General features: G+C 66.6%; 17 protein-coding genes and 1 pseudogene. 6 read left to right on the top strand and 12 right to left on the bottom strand.

The window, feature by feature from the left end; all coding sequences use genetic code 11:
- Positions 1-33: 33 nt before the first annotated feature.
- Positions 34-1,008, bottom strand: a complete 975-nt coding sequence (locus VGI62_RS11945; protein ID WP_331504714.1) for an isopenicillin N synthase family dioxygenase — start codon at positions 1,006-1,008, stop codon at positions 34-36.
- 58 nt (positions 1,009-1,066) lie between these two features.
- Positions 1,067-1,636 carry a 16S rRNA (guanine(966)-N(2))-methyltransferase RsmD gene (gene rsmD / locus VGI62_RS11940; protein WP_331504713.1) on the bottom strand — a complete coding sequence of 190 codons (570 nt, stop codon included), beginning with the start codon at positions 1,634-1,636 and terminating at the stop codon, positions 1,067-1,069.
- Between the two features lie 86 nt (positions 1,637-1,722).
- Here rsmD and VGI62_RS11935 point away from each other — a divergent pair.
- Positions 1,723-2,424, top strand: a pseudogene (locus tag VGI62_RS11935) (enoyl-CoA hydratase/isomerase family protein); the annotation flags it as partial.
- Here the strand turns inward: VGI62_RS11935 and VGI62_RS11930 are convergent.
- On the bottom strand, positions 2,381-3,592 hold the full coding sequence (locus tag VGI62_RS11930) for a pseudouridine synthase (RefSeq protein ID WP_414695683.1): 1,212 nt from the start codon (positions 3,590-3,592) through the stop codon (positions 2,381-2,383). The pseudogene VGI62_RS11935 and the gene VGI62_RS11930 overlap by 44 nt on opposite strands.
- Here VGI62_RS11930 and tadA point away from each other — a divergent pair.
- Positions 3,566-4,006 (top strand): tRNA adenosine(34) deaminase TadA, encoded by a 441-nt coding sequence (gene tadA / locus VGI62_RS11925; RefSeq protein ID WP_331504712.1) that lies wholly within the window; start codon positions 3,566-3,568, stop codon positions 4,004-4,006. The two genes, VGI62_RS11930 and tadA, sit on opposite strands and share 27 nt — an antisense overlap.
- 69 nt (positions 4,007-4,075) lie before the next feature.
- Entirely contained in the window at positions 4,076-4,951 is an 876-nt protein-coding gene (locus tag VGI62_RS11920) for an SDR family NAD(P)-dependent oxidoreductase (protein WP_331504711.1), read from the top strand.
- A gap of 65 nt (positions 4,952-5,016) precedes the next feature.
- Here VGI62_RS11920 and VGI62_RS11915 read toward each other — a convergent pair whose 3' ends face one another.
- From VGI62_RS11915 to VGI62_RS11905, 3 genes are all read right to left on the bottom strand, one after another.
- Complete coding sequence (locus tag VGI62_RS11915) at positions 5,017-5,598, bottom strand: GNAT family protein (RefSeq protein WP_331504710.1); 582 nt, start codon at positions 5,596-5,598, stop codon at positions 5,017-5,019.
- Positions 5,599-5,755: 157 nt separating this feature from the next.
- A complete protein-coding gene (locus VGI62_RS11910; protein WP_331504709.1) occupies positions 5,756-6,508 on the bottom strand; it encodes a TSUP family transporter in 753 nt (250 codons plus the stop codon).
- The gene (locus tag VGI62_RS11905; RefSeq protein WP_331504708.1) at positions 6,499-6,765 is read right to left on the bottom strand and encodes a hypothetical protein; all 267 of its coding nucleotides are present in this window, start codon (positions 6,763-6,765) and stop codon (positions 6,499-6,501) included. The genes VGI62_RS11910 and VGI62_RS11905 overlap by 10 nt, the downstream gene beginning before the upstream one ends.
- A 100-nt stretch (positions 6,766-6,865) precedes the next feature.
- Here VGI62_RS11905 and VGI62_RS11900 point away from each other — a divergent pair, with 100 nt between their 5' ends.
- The gene (locus tag VGI62_RS11900; RefSeq protein WP_331504707.1) at positions 6,866-7,762 is read left to right on the top strand and encodes a LysR family transcriptional regulator; all 897 of its coding nucleotides are present in this window, start codon (positions 6,866-6,868) and stop codon (positions 7,760-7,762) included.
- Here VGI62_RS11900 and VGI62_RS11895 read toward each other — a convergent pair whose 3' ends face one another.
- The 5 genes from VGI62_RS11895 to VGI62_RS11875 all read right to left on the bottom strand — a co-directional run bounded on the left by VGI62_RS11895 (position 7,763) and on the right by VGI62_RS11875 (position 12,789).
- On the bottom strand, positions 7,763-8,290 hold the full coding sequence (locus VGI62_RS11895) for a GNAT family N-acetyltransferase (protein WP_331504706.1): 528 nt from the start codon (positions 8,288-8,290) through the stop codon (positions 7,763-7,765).
- 145 nt (positions 8,291-8,435) lie between these two features.
- A complete protein-coding gene (locus VGI62_RS11890) occupies positions 8,436-9,932 on the bottom strand; it encodes a tannase/feruloyl esterase family alpha/beta hydrolase (RefSeq protein WP_331504705.1) in 1,497 nt (498 codons plus the stop codon).
- Positions 9,933-10,026: 94 nt separating this feature from the next.
- Positions 10,027-11,349, bottom strand: a complete 1,323-nt coding sequence (locus VGI62_RS11885; RefSeq protein WP_349257050.1) for an acyl-CoA dehydrogenase family protein — start codon at positions 11,347-11,349, stop codon at positions 10,027-10,029.
- Positions 11,350-11,436: 87 nt separating this feature from the next.
- Entirely contained in the window at positions 11,437-12,159 is a 723-nt protein-coding gene (locus VGI62_RS11880) for a hypothetical protein (protein ID WP_331504704.1), read from the bottom strand.
- Between the two features lie 216 nt (positions 12,160-12,375).
- Positions 12,376-12,789, bottom strand: a complete 414-nt coding sequence (locus VGI62_RS11875; RefSeq protein WP_331504703.1) for a hypothetical protein — start codon at positions 12,787-12,789, stop codon at positions 12,376-12,378.
- A gap of 240 nt (positions 12,790-13,029) precedes the next feature.
- Here VGI62_RS11875 and groES point away from each other — a divergent pair, with 240 nt between their 5' ends.
- The gene (groES, locus tag VGI62_RS11870; RefSeq protein ID WP_331504702.1) at positions 13,030-13,341 is read left to right on the top strand and encodes a co-chaperone GroES; all 312 of its coding nucleotides are present in this window, start codon (positions 13,030-13,032) and stop codon (positions 13,339-13,341) included.
- A 52-nt stretch (positions 13,342-13,393) separates the two neighbouring features.
- Positions 13,394-15,043, top strand: a complete 1,650-nt coding sequence (groL, locus tag VGI62_RS11865; protein WP_331504701.1) for a chaperonin GroEL — start codon at positions 13,394-13,396, stop codon at positions 15,041-15,043.
- 134 nt (positions 15,044-15,177) lie between these two features.
- Here the strand turns inward: groL and VGI62_RS11860 are convergent.
- Positions 15,178-15,981 (bottom strand): class I SAM-dependent methyltransferase (locus tag VGI62_RS11860; RefSeq protein ID WP_331504700.1); only part of this gene is annotated, 804 nt, incomplete at its 5' end.

The raw sequence follows: 15,981 nt of genomic DNA, 5'->3' as shown, positions 1-15,981 counted from the left end.
CGCGAACCGAAGGAATGCACCTGCGGCCCGGAGCTAGGCTACGCGGTAATCGCTGATCTGCACCTCGGAGCCGTAGTCGGCGAAGTCGCCGTCAGCGCGGCGGCGACGGAATTCGCTCCAAGGGACGTCGCGGTAGTGGGGCGCCGCCCCGGCGCCGAGCGTCGAGGCCAGCGGCCGGATCACGGCCGGATAGGCCGGATTGAAGAAGTAGGCCAAGCTCAGCCGCTCGTGCTCCTCCATGGCCAGCACCCGGTGCAGGGGGGCCGGATAGCGGTCGTTGGACCAGACCTGGACCATATCCCCGATATTGACGATCAGGCCGCCAGGGACGGAATCGACCGGCCGCCAGCTGCCATCCTTCCGCACTTGCAGCCCGGCCTCGCCGTCGGTCAGCAGGATCGTGAGCGCTCCCGCATCGGTGTGGTGGTGTATGCCCAGCCCGGCGGGCTCAGCGTCCTCCCCCTCCAACAGATCGCGGACCGGATAATGGTTGAGCCGCAAGAAGCTGGTGTGGGCGCCATCGAAGTCGTGGGCGAGCGCGTCAGGGTCGGCGCCCAACCCCGCTGCCACTGGACGCAGCAAGCGCAGGCTGAGCGCCTCGCAGGCCTCGAACCAGCCGCGCATGGCCGGCTTCAGGCTGAGCTGCCACTCCGGGAAAGGCGTCTCGCCGGAAAACACGTCGCCCTCGATCTTCAACGCCGCAGCATCCGGCCCGATGTCGAAAATCTGCTTCTTGTCGCGCCGCTGCTTGGTGAGCTCGCGGTCGTTGTAGCCCCACGGATTGTCGCGGTTCCGAGCCAGCGCCCGCTTCGCCTGCGCCGGCGCGGCGAAGAAGGCCCGCGCCTCGGCCAGCGTGCGGTCAATCAGATCCTGACTTGGACCGTGCCCGACAAGGTGGAAGAAGCCCCACTCGGCGCAGGCCCGCGCCACGGCGTCGGCAACCTGCGCCGGCTCGCCTGCAAGATCGATGACCGGAACCGTCTCAGCTGCTCTTGTTCGTGCGCGCATTCCGGCCTCTGCCGATCGCCTTATTCAGGTAGCGCCAAGGCCTTCCGGCGCCAAAGGGTCAATCGCCGCCGAATCTCAAGAAATGCACCCGTGCGGCCCCGTAGTCGCGCACGTCCAACGGCTCGTAGCCCGCCACGGAGACGTCTGGTTCCCCCGCCCCGCGCTCGAGCACGGCCGTCGCGCCGGACGCCAGCCAACCGCCGGCCGCGAGTCTCTCGAGCGCCATCTCACCCAGGCCCCTGGCGTAGGGCGGGTCGAGGAAGGCGAGGTCGAAGGCCGGCCCATCGGCGCCCGGCCGCACCCCAAGGTCGGTGGCGTCGCGGCGGTGGACGCGCGTCTGGCCGAAAAGATGCATCGCATCGACGTTTTCGCGGATGGCTCCGCGCGCCGCCTCGTCGGTCTCGACGAACAGACAGAAGGCCGCCCCGCGCGACAGGGCCTCGAAACCAAGGGCGCCGGAGCCTGCGAAGAGGTCGATGACGCGAACGTCGCGCACGCCCTTCGACCAGGCGGCGTGCTCGAGGATGTTGAAGATCGCCTGGCGGGCCCGCTCGGAGGTCGGGCGCGTACCCTCGCCCTGCGGCGCAGCCAGGGTCTTGCCGCGGAACGCGCCAGAGACAATGCGCACGATCTTGGGTCCTCCAGCCCGCATGCTTGCCGCACGCCCTCCCCCGTTCCAAGCTTTCGCCACAACAATCAAGAGAGGGACGGGCCATGGGTCTTGTCAGTATCGAGCGCCGGGCCGGAGCGGCCGTTGTCACCTACGCCAACCCACCGATCGGAACCATGACCGCCGCCGGCGCTCAGGAGATGCTCGACAAGCTGCGCCCGCTGGCCGAGGACGCCGCCGTCCGTTCGATCGTGATCACCGGCGGCGTGCCCGGAATCTTCATTCGCCACTACGATGTCGGAGAACTTTCGGCCGCCAGCGACGCCACGGTCGACGCGCCCCCGCCGCCGCCGCCACAGCCCGGCGCGCGCCCTGCCGGCGGCTTCCTGGCTCTAGTGGACCTCATCGCCGAGACCCCCAAGCCGGTGGTGGCGGCGATCAACGGGCTTTGCATGGGCGGAGGCTTCGAGCTCAGCCTGGCCTGCGATATCCGCATCGCCAGTCCCGGCGTCGAGGCCATCGGCCTGCCGGAGACCCGGGTCGGAATCTTCCCTGGCGGCGGCGGCACCCAGCGCCTTCCCCGGGTGGTGGGCGAGGCCAAGGCGCTTGAGATCATCCTTCGCGGCCTGACCTTCGACGCCGATGAAGCGCTGCGCATCGGCGCGATCCACGAGATCAACTTCGATCCCGTCATGCGCGCCATGCAGATGGCCGCCGAGTGGGATCAGCGCGGAGCCGAGGGGATCGCCTTCGCCAAGCGCCTCACGCGCGCGGCTTTGGACCGCCCGATCGCGGAGGGCCTGGCCGACGAGCGCCGGAGCTTCGCGGCGGTGATGCGGACGGCTTCGGCCCGCGAGGGCCTGCGTTCGGCCCGCCCGCCCGTTTCGATCCAGGAGCTTTAGCGGCGATCACCGGCCGCGGCTTCGGCTTGGCCCAGCCGGGCTTGTATTCCTTTTTTTGGGGCGCCTCGCCGGTAGGAGACGGTCCGCGCGCCCGGCGGTGGTCCTTTCCCGACCGGGTCGGCTTGCCGCCGCGATCAATCTCCACAGCACCGCGACGGGGTCCCGCCGCGGCAACGGCCGGCTTCTTCCAAAGCGCCCGATCGCCCTTCGGCAGGTTCTGCGGAGCGATATGTTGCGCGAGCTGTTCGCGGATTACTCGAGGGCCCACTTCTTCGACTTCGCCCGGCATCAAGGTTCCCAGCGCGAAGGGCCCATAGGAGAGCCGAATCAGGCGGTTGACCTTCAGGCCCAGGGCTTCGAGCACGCGGCGGACTTCGCGGTTCTTGCCCTCGGCCAGCACCACGGTGATCCACAGGTTGGCGCCTTGCGGGCCTTCCTTGGCCTTGTCGAGGGTGGCGTCGATCGAGCCGTAGTGCACGCCCTCGACCGTGATCCCCTTCTTCAGGGTGTCGAGCCGTTCCTGGGTGACCCGCCCGCGCGCCCGGGCGCGGTAGCGGCGCACCACGCCGGTGGCCGGCATCTCCAGAGCTCGCGCCAGGCCCCCGTCGTTGGTGAGCAGCAGCAGGCCTTCGGAATTGATATCCAGGCGGCCGACCGAGATCAGCCGCGGAAGACCGGCGGGGAGCCGCTCGAACACGGTCGGTCGGCCTTGTGGGTCCTTGTGGCTGGTCACCAGGTCGACTGGCTTGTGATAGCGGAAGAGGCGCGCGGGCTCGGCCTCGGTGACCACTGCGCCGTCCACCGTCAATATGTCGCCAGCCTCGACCTTCACGGCCGGCGTGGTCAGCACTTTTCCGTTCAGGGCCACCCGGCCTGCCTCGATCAGGCGCTCGACCTCGCGGCGCGAGGCGACCCCGGCGCGGGCCAGAAGCTTGGCGACACGGTCCCCCCCGACCTCGGGCGTCCCAGGGGCTTGCGGCGTGCGGGCTTGACCGGAAGGGCGGCCACCGGTTCGGTGCGGATCGTGGACCATGATCTTCGCACCATGCGCATCGCCCTTGAGGCCGCGCAAGCCGCCGCCGAGCGCGGCGAGACGCCGGTGGGGGCCGTGGTGGTCGACCCGGCGTCGGGCGAGGTGATTTCCGTAGGCGCAAACGGCCCCATCGGCAGCCACGATCCTACCGCCCACGCCGAGGTCGTCGCCCTGCGTGAAGCTGCGCGAAAACTCGGCAACTATCGGCTGAGCGGCCTGACCCTGGTGGTGACGCTGGAGCCCTGCGCCATGTGCGCCGGGGCGATCAGCCACGCGCGGATCGGACGCCTGGTGTTCGGAGCCGAGGATCCCAAAGGCGGGGCGGTCGTCCACGGCCCGCGCTTCTTCGAGCAGCCGACATGCCATTCGCGTCCGATCGTCGTCTCCGGTGTGCTGTCCGACGAAAGCTCGGCGATGCTGAAGGCCTTTTTCCGCGCGCGCCGAGGACGCTGACGGCTTGCAAGCGCCCGAACCCGATCGGAAGATGCTTCCATAAATTCAGAACACATTGGGAGGTGGACTATGGCGGGACTGCTGGACGGCAAGGTTGCGATCGTCACCGGTGCAGGCAACGGGCTGGGCGAGGCTTATGCGAAGCTGTTCGCCAAGGAGGGTGCGTCGGTCGTGGTCAACGACCTCGGAGGCGCCCGTGACGGCACCGGGGCGGACAGGTCTGCGGCGCAGAAGGTTGTCGACGCCATCGAAGCCGCCGGCGGCAGGGCGGTCGCCAACGGCGACGACGTCTCGACGATCCAGGGCGGCGAGAACATCCTGAAGACGGCGCTCGACGCCTTCGGCAAGGTTGACATCCTTGTCTGCAACGCTGGCATCCTGCGCGACAAGACCTTCGCCAACACGTCAGAGGATGACTGGGACAAGGTCATCAAGGTCCACCTGAAGGGGACCTACTGCTGCGCCCTGCCGGTCTGGAAATATATGAAGGATCACGGCGGCGGATCGATGGTGCTGACCTCTTCGACCTCGGGCCTTTATGGCAATTTCGGCCAAACCAATTACGGCGCGGCCAAAGCCGGCATCTACGGAATGGTCCGGGTGATGTCGATCGAGGGGCGCAAGTACAACATCCGGGTCATGGGCCTGGCTCCCGGCGCCTACACCCGCATGACCTCTGACCTGCCGGGCCGCAAGGATCGTGAGCCCGACCCGCTGAGCCTGCCCGAGAACGTCGCGCCCGGCGTGCTGTTCATGGTTTCCGACCTCGCCGCCGACCATTCCGGCAAGATCCTCGGCGTCTCCAGCCGCGGTGTCCGCGAGATCAAGATGCTGCAGACGGGCGGTTTCCAGCCCGGCCGACCCTACACCGCCCAGGAAGTGGCCGAGCACGCCTCGGAAGTGTTCTTCGCCAACGCCGAGGAGCGGACAGCGGTGAGCGCCTGAAAACGCCGATCCCCACGCTCTCGTCTAGCGCCGGCGCGCGACCTGCTGCTCGCCAGCGCTGATGATCAGGGGAACATCGCCAGGCGCCTATCGAGGCCGTCGCGCACGCCTGGCCATTCATCGGCGAGGATCGAGAAGATCACCGTATCTCGGATGCGGCCGGTCCAGGTGACCCGGTCCTGGCGCAGAATTCCTTCCTGGACGGCGCCCAGCTTCAGCACCGCGGCGCGACTGCGCGCGTTGATGGCGTCGACCTTGTACTGCACCCGCCGCGCGCCGGCCCCGAAGGCATGGCCCATAAGGAGGCGCTTGCAGGCCGGGTTCACCGGCCCGCCCCGAACGTCTGGGTGATAGTAAGTGCCCCCAATCTCCAGCGCCTGGTCGAGCGGAGCAATCGACAGATAACTCGAAACCCCCATGCATCGGCCGCCGACGATCACAGCAAAATTCATGCGATCAGGGCCCGGGTCTGCATAGAGCCGCGACCAGCCCGCATCGAAATGTTCAGCGCCCATTGCGTAGGGGTAGAGCTCGGTCCACGTCTGCGGATCAGCGTCGCAAGCGCCTCGGAATTCCTCCCGACGAGCCTCGCTCATCGGCTCCAGCCGGACGAAGCGGTTCTCCAGGACCTTTGGCTCAAGCTGCATTCTTCGTCGCACCCAGTCAAAAAAGTTGCCGCGAAGCTCTTGCGCCGCTTCGATCCGCACATAAGTGAGGGTTGCCCGTTCCTGGGCGTTTCCTCCCTAAACTTCACGAGCCGGGTCTTTGGGCCCGGCTCTTTTTTGCCCGAGCCGCCCGCGGTCGCTAGCCGTGCAGGAACAGCCTGGCCGCTTGCACCAGATAGGCAAGCCCAATAACCGTGAGGATCAGCCGTAGGTAGCGCTTGAAGTCGACATCGTTCAGCCGGTCGAGCACCAGGCCGCCCACCGCGGTTCCCACCATCGAAAGCGGGATCGCAAACGCAAACACCCACGGGGCCGGCAAGCCCTTGCCGCCGACGGCCAGGAGTGGCGCGCCGTAGACGATGATTTTCATGAGGTGGCTGAATACCTGGGTCGCGGCCTTGGTGGCGACGATGGCGTGTCGCGTAAGTTCTGTGCGTACGAAGAAGATATCGAGCAGCGGGCCCGCAACGCCCGCCGTCAGATTTACGCCGGTGACGCTAAGGCCGCAGACGAAAGCCTGAGCCGGCCGCGCGGCGTCCAGCGTGACCCAGCGCTTCGGCAGCCAGACCAGCCCGGGGACCAGGCCCATCAAGAGGAAGAGGGTGGCCGTCGTCGGTTCAAAGACGATGAACGCCATAACGGCGGCCGCGGCGAAGGCGCCCAGCGCATAGACCCCGACAATCCGCCAGACCACGTGCTTGCGGTGCAGGATCGCGCGCCAGCCGTTTGCGACCAGTTGTAGAAGGCCGTGGCTGACGAACACGGCGGAGACCGGCAAGACCAGCGCCAGCGCGCCCTTCAGCATCAGGCCACCGGCCATGCCGAACACGCCAGAAATCGCGGCCGTCAGGAACGCCGAGGCGATAATGAAGACCCCGGTGCTCAGGCCCACGGAAGGCCGCTCAGGAAGCTCCGCCCGCGCGCCGTGATCCGGACGGGTCGCTCGGCCAATCGCGCGGCCGGTGGGGCGGTGACCTCGACCAGCCCAAAGTCGAGCGCATCTTCCCATACCGGCAGGCGCGGGCACGACGTCCGCCAGGCGTCCATGGTCTCGCCATAGGTCCGTGGCCGCTCGTCGACCCACGCCAGCAGCTGGCGCACCAGGGCCTCGGCGGCTCGGCTCTCGGCGGGCTGCGAATTCGGAACCACGAGCACGCTCCTTGGGCGACGCAAGCTCAGGCATAGACCGCAGGATTCCGTGCGTCCAATATATGCTTCTGACAAATCCGATACCTGCTGGGTATGACCCATGGACCTGCGGCGGCTGCGCTACCTCGTCACTGTGGCGGAGGAAGGCCACATCACCCGCGCGGCCGAGCGGCTGGGCATCCAGCAACCGCCGCTGACCCGCCAGATCCGCGCCCTGGAAGAAGAATTGGGAGTGCGGCTCTTCGACCGCCTGCCGCGGGGCGTGCGCGTCACCGAGGCCGGCCGCGTGGTGGTCGAAGCGGCGCAAGCGATTCTCGAACGTACGGAACGCCTGCCCGATCTCGCCGCACGCGCCGCGCGCGGCGAACAAGGCCGCCTGGCGGTGGGCTACACCAGCTCCGGCGCCTTCCACCCCTTCGTCGCCCAGCAGATCCGGGCCTTCCGCGCCGCCAGCCCCGGCGTCCAGCTCGGCTTGGCAGAGGATGGCACGCCGGAGCTTGTGCGGGGACTGGAGGAGGAACGGATCGACGCGGCTTTCGTGCGATCCGGCGGGACCTATGGGGCCGGCCTGCTGGTCGAGCCCGTGCTGGAGGAGCCGATGGTGGCGGCGACGCCGAGCGACCATCCCATCGCCGCCCTGCGCGATGTCGCGTTGAGGGCGCTCGCTGACGAAACCTTCGTGTTTTACCGCCGGCCCACCGGGCCTGGCCTGCACGACGCCATCGTCGCCGCCTGTCTGCGAGCCGGCTTCAGCCCGACGGTTGGCCAGGAAGCGCCCAGGATGTCATCGACGCTCGGCCTGGTGGCGGCGGGACTGGGAGTCTCCATCGTGCCGGCCTCCATGCAGCGGATGAACGTGGCCGGCGTGGCCTTCATCCCCTTCAGCGGCGATCCGGGCCTGACGGCGCCTCTGTTGCTCGTCACGCGCAGGCGAGGCCGCTCGGCGATCGCCGAGCGGTTCCGCCAGCAGGTACGCGCCGCGGCGCCGCCGCGGTGATCAGCCGGTCTTGAGCCGCTTGTAGAAGTACGTCGTTGCGCAAAGCGCCCCATCCGGCATCAGGGCGAAATCCTCGATGACGCCGGCTCGCTTCCAACCGAGCCCCCCATAAAGCTGCTCGGCCGCGCCACCGGTCACCGTGTCCAGCACCAGCAGCCAGCGCCCCATTGCGCTCGCCTCGTCCTCCAGCGCGACCATCAGCGCCTTGGCGGCGCCTCGCCCACGGCCTCGTCGGTGGACAAGCAGCTTGGCGACGTCGGCCCTGTGCGGCTGGTTGGGAGGCCAGGCGGGAATCAGCTGAACCACACCGAACAGACCCTGCGCGTCCTCGGCGACCAGGATCGCGCGCCCATCGGCGGCCCGGGCCTGGTCGCGCCAGAACGTCTCCGCCGCCGTCGGCGTAAGGTCCGCCATGAAGCTCACAGACGCCCCGCCCGCCACGCAGTCCAACAGGATGACGGCAAGGGCGGGCGCGGCAGCCAGCGCCTGCTCAGGCGTCAGGCGACGGATTTGAAACTCCGAGCTCATGAGCCCCGCGCCTGGCGCTTCGAAGACCGTGCCGCCAGTCCTATGGCCAGGACGGATTGTTCATCCCATTTCTTGCCCACGGCGCAGGCAAGCCCGCGTCGGTCCGCCAGGATGGCGTCCAACGCAGGTTTTGGGCTCATGGTTCTCAGCCCTTGGTCTTGGCGAGGGTGCAGACAAAGGCCCCGCCGGACTTTTTGGCCACGGCCGGGTAGGGGCAGAGTTCCTGGCTGGGCGGACCACCCGGTGTCTGGCCGGGGCTTGCGACGGCGGTTAACTGGCCGGGCGCCTTGTTATCGACCACCCAGCTGTCCAGCGCCGCCACCCATTCGACGCCGCTCGGTCCCACGCCGCCGGCGCAATGCAGCATGCCCGGTATCAGGTAGAGCTTGTAGAAGCCGCCGACGTCCCCGCCCATCGTCTTGCGGACATCCTCGTAGTAGCGGATCGACGAGCGCGGCGGGATCGCAGAGTCATTCCAGCCATGGTACTGGATCAGCTTGCCGCCGTGCTTCCTGAAGGCCGAAAGGTTCGGATCGGGCGCATCCAGCACCGCCTCCATCTTCTTGCGCGCGCCTTCGTACTGGGCGCCCATGTCCATCTTCAGGAAATCGAAGTTGGGATCCTGGAAGCCGAAATATTTGAAGGCGTTGGACGAAAACTGATAGCCGGCTGCGCGGCTGTTGGTTTCCTGTGACGGCCCGGTGATCCAGGCGTTCCAGCTGCCGTTGATCGCCTCCGCGCCCGGGCTGTAACCGGGGAAGGCGATCTTTCCGCGGGCGTCCTTGCGGCCATCGTACATGGCCTTGGCCGAGGCCACCTGCGGGGCGGTCAGGCAGCCTTCCGTCTGGCCGGCCTTGCACGCGAGCGCGCCGGGATCGAAGTGGCAGGACATCGGGTCGCGGATGAAGGCCTCGCCGCCGCATTGCGCCAGGGCCGACTTCTGCAAGAGCTCGCGCTGCGCCGGGCCCAGGTATCCGCCGGGCTTAGCCAGGGCCTGTTGTTGCACGGCCGAGAGCCCAAAAAGCCGGCTCATGTAGTTGGCCGGCGCACCGGCGACGATGCCGTCGAAGTCATTCGGAAAGCGCTGGGCTTCCATCAGCGCTTCGCGTCCGCCGTCGGAGCAGCCGATGAAGTAGGAGCGATTGATCTTGCCGCCCATCTTCGCGGCGATCAGCGCCTTCGAGGCGTCGGTGGTTTCCTTCAGCGACCGCCACCCGAAATCGGTGACCTTCTCTGGATGGCCCAACGCCCATGACGCATTGGTGCCGACCGCATCCTGGTGGCCGTCGTCGGTGCCTGCCACGGCGTAGCCGGCGCGAACCAGGCGGCCGAACTGCACAACCGGCACAGACCCGGCGAAGCCCCCATTGCCTACCTGCACGAACTTGCCGTTCCAGGCCGAGCCCTCGGGAATCCACAACTCCAGGCGGATGTCCGAGTCCGGCGTCGGCTTGCTGGTCACAGAGATCTTGCAGACCTGCTTGTCGCCCACCGCCTCGGCGACGGCCTTGGTCACCTCTGCATGCGCCAGCGTGGTATTTGCGAGGTCAGCGCAGGCCGTCTCTGCGTGGGCCGCCGCCGGGCCGGCGAGCCCCAAGACCAGCACCGCGGCCCCAGCCAACATCAACGAACGCGCACTCATCCCCAAGCATCCCAAGCTCTGATTTTGGGAACAGTCTAGGCATGCTCCTCCCCCGAAGAAAGCACTTCGGAGGAGGTGGATCGCGCCGTCGTCGCTAGTTGCGGAAGACCGCCGCTGTCGACGGGTCGTGTGGCATTTCGCGGTACTGTTGCAGCTCGTTTCGGCCGACGACCATGTGATGGACTTCATCCGGACCGTCGGCGATGCGCAGGGTGCGAGTGTTGGCGTACATCCGGGCGAGCGGGGTGTGCTGCGAGACGCCCAGCGCGCCGTGCATCTGGATCGCCTGGTCGATGATCTGGCAGACACGCTCGGGCACCATGGCCTTGACCATGTGGATCCAGACGCGCGCTTCTCGGTTGCCCAGCACGTCCATCGCCTTGGCGGCCTTCAGAACCATCAGGCGCATGGCCTCGATCTCGATCCGCGCGCGGCTGACGATTTCGAGGTTGCCGCCCAGCTGGATGATCGGCTTGCCGAACGCCGTCCGGGTCATGCCGCGGGTCACCATCAGGTCGAGCGCCTTCTCGCCCGAGCCGATGGCGCGCATGCAGTGGTGAATACGGCCCGGACCCAGGCGAAGCTGGCTGATCTCGAAGCCGCGGCCCTCTCCCAGCAACATGTTCGCCGCCGGCACGCGGGCGTTATCGAAGATGATGTGCATGTGGCCGTGCGGCGCGTCGGGGTCGCCGAACACATGCTGCGGCCCCACGATGCGGACGCCCTCGGTCGGAAGCGGCACCAGGATCTGCGACTGCTGCAGGTGCGGCGGGGCGTTCTCCTCGCCGGTCTTGACCATGGTGATCATGATCTTGCAGCGCGGGTCGCCGGCGCCGGAGATGTAGTGCTTCTCGCCGGTGATGATGTACTCGTCGCCGACGCGGACCGCGCGGGTGTCGATGTTCTTGGCGTCCGAACTCGCGGTGTTCAGCTCGGTCATGCAGTAGGCCGAGCGGATCTTCCCTTCGAGCAGCGGCTCAAGCCATTGCTTCTTCTGCTCCGGAGTGCCGACGCGCTCGAGAACCTCCATGTTGCCGGTGTCGGGCGCGGCGCAGTTCATCGTCTCGGAGGCGAGGCGGTTCTTGCCCAGCTCAACGGCGATGTAGGCGTAGTCGAGATTCGAAAGGCCTTCGCCGGTCTCGGCGTTGGGCAGGAAGAAGTTCCACAGGCCCGCGGCCTTGGCCTTGTCCTTGGCGGCTTCCAGCACTTCGAGCTGGCCTGGCGCGTACTGCCAGATGTCCGGGCGCCCCTCGCCGAGGCGGTGAAACTCCTCGCTCATCGGCTCGACGACGTCGCGGATGAAATCCTTCACCTTGTTGAGCAGCGGCAGGGCCTTTTCGGACATCCGCAGGTCGTTGAGGTCGTCCATCGGGTTCAGGGCGAAGCTGGAGGCGCCCTTCTCTGCGGCGATGTTCATCTGGTTTCTCCCAAGGGAATTCGGATGCGCCAGCATTGGCCCATCCCTTCGGTTCAAACAAGTGTTTAAATCACCCCGGCCGCCCGATCAGAGCTCCGACGTCACCGACCTCAAGGCGACAGCTTCCGAAGGCCGGGCGGCGAACAGTTCGCGCACGCCCATGCGTTTGTGGTCGAGGTAGTAAGAGGTCTCCAGGTGGTAGACGCGGTATAGGCCGCTCTTCTTCCAATCCATCTGCGGCGAGCCAGCCTTGAGAGCCGCCAGGTTCTTCGCATAGTCGAACTGCCCTGCCTTGCCGACGTAGTCGGCGTAACCCTCCAACAGCCAATGCGGGTAGCGCAGCGCAGGCGCCCTGCCGAACGCCCGGCTTTCCATGGAATGGGTGAATTCGTGGGCCAGATAGTAGGTCAGGGGCCGGTCGCTCATGTCCGCGCCGGCGTGCGGCGGGATCAGCCGGTTGGCCGCGATGTCGGCGGCGCGCAGGTAGACGTTTCGGGTGAAGATGGTGTCGGTGACGCCGGCCATCTTGCCGGAGAACCGCTGCGAATAGAGCGCCAGGCGCCAGTTGTCATTGCAGACGAAGACCGCGAAGCGCTGGTCCGGCGACCACAGGGGCGAGCGGGAAAGCCGGCGCGCCACATCGTCCAGCACACCGCGCGCCTGGGGCGGGATCGGCCGGTCCGACCAAAGGTCAAAGGCTCCATAGCGCAGGTGGTAGGCGAACAAAGGTTCAGGAAACCAGATGATCGCGAGTGCGATGGCGACCACCAGCGTCAGGCCCGCCAGGATATAGAGCAGCCCCCGGCGCATCCGCGCCCGGTCAGGCGTAGAGAGAGCCGTGCGCGCTCAGCATCAGGAGCGCGGCCGCGAGAGCAAGCGCTCCGATAGGCGCAATGAGCTTCAGCAATGACATGACGCTCAAATAGGAGCGCCGCGGCGAACTTGCCAGTTACGCTTTGGACATGCGCGGCTCGCGTCCGGTTGGCCAGACGCGAGCCGAAGTCATGTCATGCGGCGTCGTTGGTCTTATTTCACCGGCACGTGGTCGATGTGCGGGCAGACCGCCGAGAACAGGGCCTCGTCCTCGGAGCCGCCGGCCTTCTTCGGCGTGTTGGACCGCCAGTCGTTGGGAATGGCGAAGGGAGCCGACGGCTTGTAGGACGCCACCATGATCACGTTGTGCTTGGCGCAATCCAGCGCATAGACGTAACCGACGCCGGCGCCCGGACCGCCAGGCTGGATATTGGCGGAAGGCTTCGAGATCGCCTGCATCACCACCAGTCGGCCGGTCTGCTTGTCCTTGTAGGAATAGTCGCCGTCGTATGACCACTCGGTGCCGTTCTCGCCGTTGGCGAACTTCGTCCAGTGCTCGGCGTAGGCCGCCCCGGCTGTCGCCAAGGCTGCAGTTGTAAGGGCGGCAAGCGCTAGGGCGCGTCGCATAGGGCGTTCTCTCCAGATGGCGTCAGTTCTTCACATCCGACCCTAGCGGCGGCAATGAGGCGCCTCCAGCGGATTAAATCGCGAATCTGAAATGCCGCGACCTTTTGTTGACTCTCGGCGGCGATATTCCTACTTCCTGCGCGGCGTTAGCACTCAAGGGCTGCGACTGCTAACATACGGCCTTGGGCCGGCTGGCGCTGTCACCAAACCAACCGTCGTTCCGAACGGAGAAAGAGCATCATGGCGTTTCGTCCTCTGGGAGATCGCGTCCTCGTCAAGCGCGTCGAGGAAGAAGAGAAGACCCGGGGCGGGATCATCATCCCCGACACCGCGAAGGAAAAGCCGCAGGAAGGCGAAGTGATCGCCACGGGGCCCGGCGCACGCGACGAAAGCGGCAAGATCCAGCCGCTCGACGTCAAGGCCGGCGACCGCATCCTGTTCGGCAAGTGGTCCGGCACCGAGGTCAAGCTCGACGGCCAGGACCTGCTGATCATGAAGGAGAGCGACATCCTGGGCGTCCTCGACGCCGACAAGGCGGCCAAGGCCGCCTGAGACCCGACGCGTCCTTAAAAACCCAACAGCTTAGAAAAGAGAGTTCACCAACATGGCAGCGAAAGACGTCTATTTCGCCTCCGACGCGCGCGATCGGATGCTGCGCGGCGTCAACACCTTGGCCAACGCGGTCAAGGTGACGCTCGGCCCCAAGGGCCGCAACGTGATCATCGAGAAGTCCTTCGGCGCCCCGCGCTCCACCAAGGACGGCGTCTCGGTCGCTAAGGAAATCGAGCTTTCGGACAAGTTCGAGAACCTCGGCGCCCAGCTGATCCGCGAAGTCGCCTCCAAGACCAACGACAAGGCCGGTGACGGCACGACCACCGCCACGGTGCTGGCCCAGGCCATCGTCACCGAAGGCCTGAAGTCGGTGGCCGCGGGCATGAACCCGATGGACCTGAAGCGCGGCGTCGACAAGGCGGTCGCCAAGATCGTCGAGGAGATCAAGAACTCGGCCAAGAAGGTCACCACCAACGCCGAGATCTCCCAGGTCGGCACCATCTCCGCCAACGGCGACCTCGAAGTCGGCGAGATGATCGCACGCGCCATGGACAAGGTCGGCAATGAAGGCGTCATCACGGTCGAAGAGGCCAAGACCGCCGAGACCGAACTCGACGTCGTCGAGGGCATGCAGTTCGACCGCGGCTACCTCTCCCCCTACTTCATCACCAACGCCGAGAAGATGGAGGCCGATCTCGAAGAGCCGATGATCCTGCTCTTCGAAAAGAAGCTTTCCTCGCTGCAGCCCCTGCTGCCGGTGCTGGAAGCGGTGGTCCAATCGGGCCGTCCGCTGCTGATCATCGCCGAAGACGTCGAAGGCGAAGCCTTGGCGACCCTGGTCGTCAACAAGCTGCGCGGCGGCCTGCGGGTCGCGGCCGTGAAGGCTCCGGGCTTCGGCGATCGCCGCAAGGCCATGCTGGAAGACATCGCCATCCTGACCGGCGGCCAGCTGATCAGCGAAGACCTCGGCATCAAGCTCGAGAACGTCACCCTCGAGATGCTGGGCAAGGCCAAGAAGGTCACCATCACCAAGGACGACACCACGATCGTCGACGGCTCCGGCGACAAGTCCGGCATCGAAGGCCGCATCTCGCAGATCAAGAAGCAGATCGAGGACACGACCTCGGACTACGACAAGGAAAAGCTGCAAGAGCGTCTCGCCAAGCTGGCGGGCGGCGTTGCGGTTGTCCGCGTCGGCGGTTCGACTGAAGTCGAGGTGAAGGAGAAGAAGGACCGCGTCGATGACGCCCTGAACGCGACCCGTGCGGCCGTTGAAGAAGGCATCGTCCCCGGCGGCGGCGTCGCCCTCCTGAAGGCCTCCAAGGTTCTGGACGGCTTCAAGGGCGATAACGACGACCAGGAAGCCGGCGTCGCCATCGTACGTCGTGCGCTGCAGGCCCCGATCCGTCAGATCGCCGAAAACGCCGGCGTCGAAGGCTCGATCGTCGTCGGCAAGGTGCTCGAGAACCCCTCGGCCACCTTCGGCTTCAACGCCCAGACCGAAGAGTACGTGGACATGGTCAAGGCCGGCGTCATCGACCCGGCCAAGGTGGTCCGCACGGCCCTGCAGGACGCGGCTTCGGTCGCCGGCCTGATGATCACCACCGAAGCGGCCATCGTCGAAGCCCCCAAGAAGGGCGGCGGCGGCGCGGGCGGCATGCCCGGCGGCGGCATGGGCGGCATGGGCGACATGGACTTCTAGTCCACGAAGCTCGATCGTTCCGAAGAACGGGGCGGGGCCGAAAGGTCCCGCCCTTTTTCGTGCGAGCAGGCGGAGACGCCCTTAATTTGCGATGGCTGTTTTGGCCGAGCCGGCCGTCGACCTGGCCGCTGTCGTCAGGACCTCATCGCAGCGACAATCACTTGGTCCGCATCCCTGAACAGAACGTCGGGGCGCGCAAAACCTGCGACTTGGAGCAGGCGGACCCAGCCGGCGACGGTCATGCCGTCATCGATACGGCTCGCTTGGCGAGGCTCCCAGAGCTTCGTGGGGTCATAGCCAAGGACTTCGTTGGCCCTGGACCAGAACCGTTCCCAATTCTCGCGTGAGTATCGCGGTGGCTGCTTGGCCTTCCAGGCCTCGAACCCGGCGGCAAACAGCGCCTCGGCAGCTACGGGTTCGGCGAATACGAACACCCCGCCGCTATGCAGGAGCCCGTGGACTGTCCGCATCAGTTGCTCCGTGCGCGGGATGTCAAACCAATGCAGCGCGTTGACGACCGCAACGACGTCGTACTCGCCGGGCAAGCCATCGCGCCAGGCATTGTCCGTCAGGTCAGCGACGATGACCTTGCCGGGCACTTGGTCCCGGCGATTCACGCCGGCGCAGATCGAAGTCAGGAACGGGTCCCGATCGACACAGTCGATCTGCGCCTTGGGGAATTCGTGCCGAATTGCGCGCCCGACATCACCGGGGCCGCAGCACAGGTCGAGAACGCGTAGGGCCTGACTGCGCGGAAAGGGAAGCACCGAGGCGATCAGCTGAAGATCACGTGGTTTTGAAACGCCTTGCTCGGCCCACCACAGGTCGAGCAATTCGCTCAGATGGCTGCTGATCCTGGCTTCAATCTCGGCCTGGCTGATGGGCGGGGGCTGCATGGGCGAAAGCTCCGGGCTTCGTTTCACCGGTAGCCTCGGTTT

This window comes from Phenylobacterium sp. (assembly GCF_036495085.1).
Taxonomy (GTDB): Bacteria; Pseudomonadota; Alphaproteobacteria; order Caulobacterales; family Caulobacteraceae; genus Phenylobacterium.
Note: the sequence above shows the minus strand (reverse complement) of the source record. Positions and strands in the feature narration are given on the sequence as shown.

What these genes read in the sequence shown, in the direction of transcription:
- groL (WP_331504701.1), top strand. Translation starts at nt 13,394, where the DNA reads ATGGCAGCGAAAGACGTCTATTTCGCCTCCGACGCGCGCGATCGGATG.
- groES (WP_331504702.1), top strand. Translation starts at nt 13,030, where the DNA reads ATGGCGTTTCGTCCTCTGGGAGATCGCGTCCTCGTCAAGCGCGTCGAG.
- VGI62_RS11885 (WP_349257050.1), bottom strand. Translation starts at nt 11,349, where the DNA reads ATGAACATCGCCGCAGAGAAGGGCGCCTCCAGCTTCGCCCTGAACCCG.
- VGI62_RS11920 (WP_331504711.1), top strand. Translation starts at nt 4,076, where the DNA reads ATGGCGGGACTGCTGGACGGCAAGGTTGCGATCGTCACCGGTGCAGGC.
- VGI62_RS11915 (WP_331504710.1), bottom strand. Translation starts at nt 5,598, where the DNA reads ATGCAGCTTGAGCCAAAGGTCCTGGAGAACCGCTTCGTCCGGCTGGAG.
- VGI62_RS11875 (WP_331504703.1), bottom strand. Translation starts at nt 12,789, where the DNA reads ATGCGACGCGCCCTAGCGCTTGCCGCCCTTACAACTGCAGCCTTGGCG.
- VGI62_RS11895 (WP_331504706.1), bottom strand. Translation starts at nt 8,290, where the DNA reads ATGAGCTCGGAGTTTCAAATCCGTCGCCTGACGCCTGAGCAGGCGCTG.
- VGI62_RS11880 (WP_331504704.1), bottom strand. Translation starts at nt 12,159, where the DNA reads ATGCGCCGGGGGCTGCTCTATATCCTGGCGGGCCTGACGCTGGTGGTC.
- VGI62_RS11900 (WP_331504707.1), top strand. Translation starts at nt 6,866, where the DNA reads ATGGACCTGCGGCGGCTGCGCTACCTCGTCACTGTGGCGGAGGAAGGC.
- VGI62_RS11890 (WP_331504705.1), bottom strand. Translation starts at nt 9,932, where the DNA reads ATGAGTGCGCGTTCGTTGATGTTGGCTGGGGCCGCGGTGCTGGTCTTG.
- VGI62_RS11945 (WP_331504714.1), bottom strand. Translation starts at nt 1,008, where the DNA reads ATGCGCGCACGAACAAGAGCAGCTGAGACGGTTCCGGTCATCGATCTT.
- tadA (WP_331504712.1), top strand. Translation starts at nt 3,566, where the DNA reads ATGCGCATCGCCCTTGAGGCCGCGCAAGCCGCCGCCGAGCGCGGCGAG.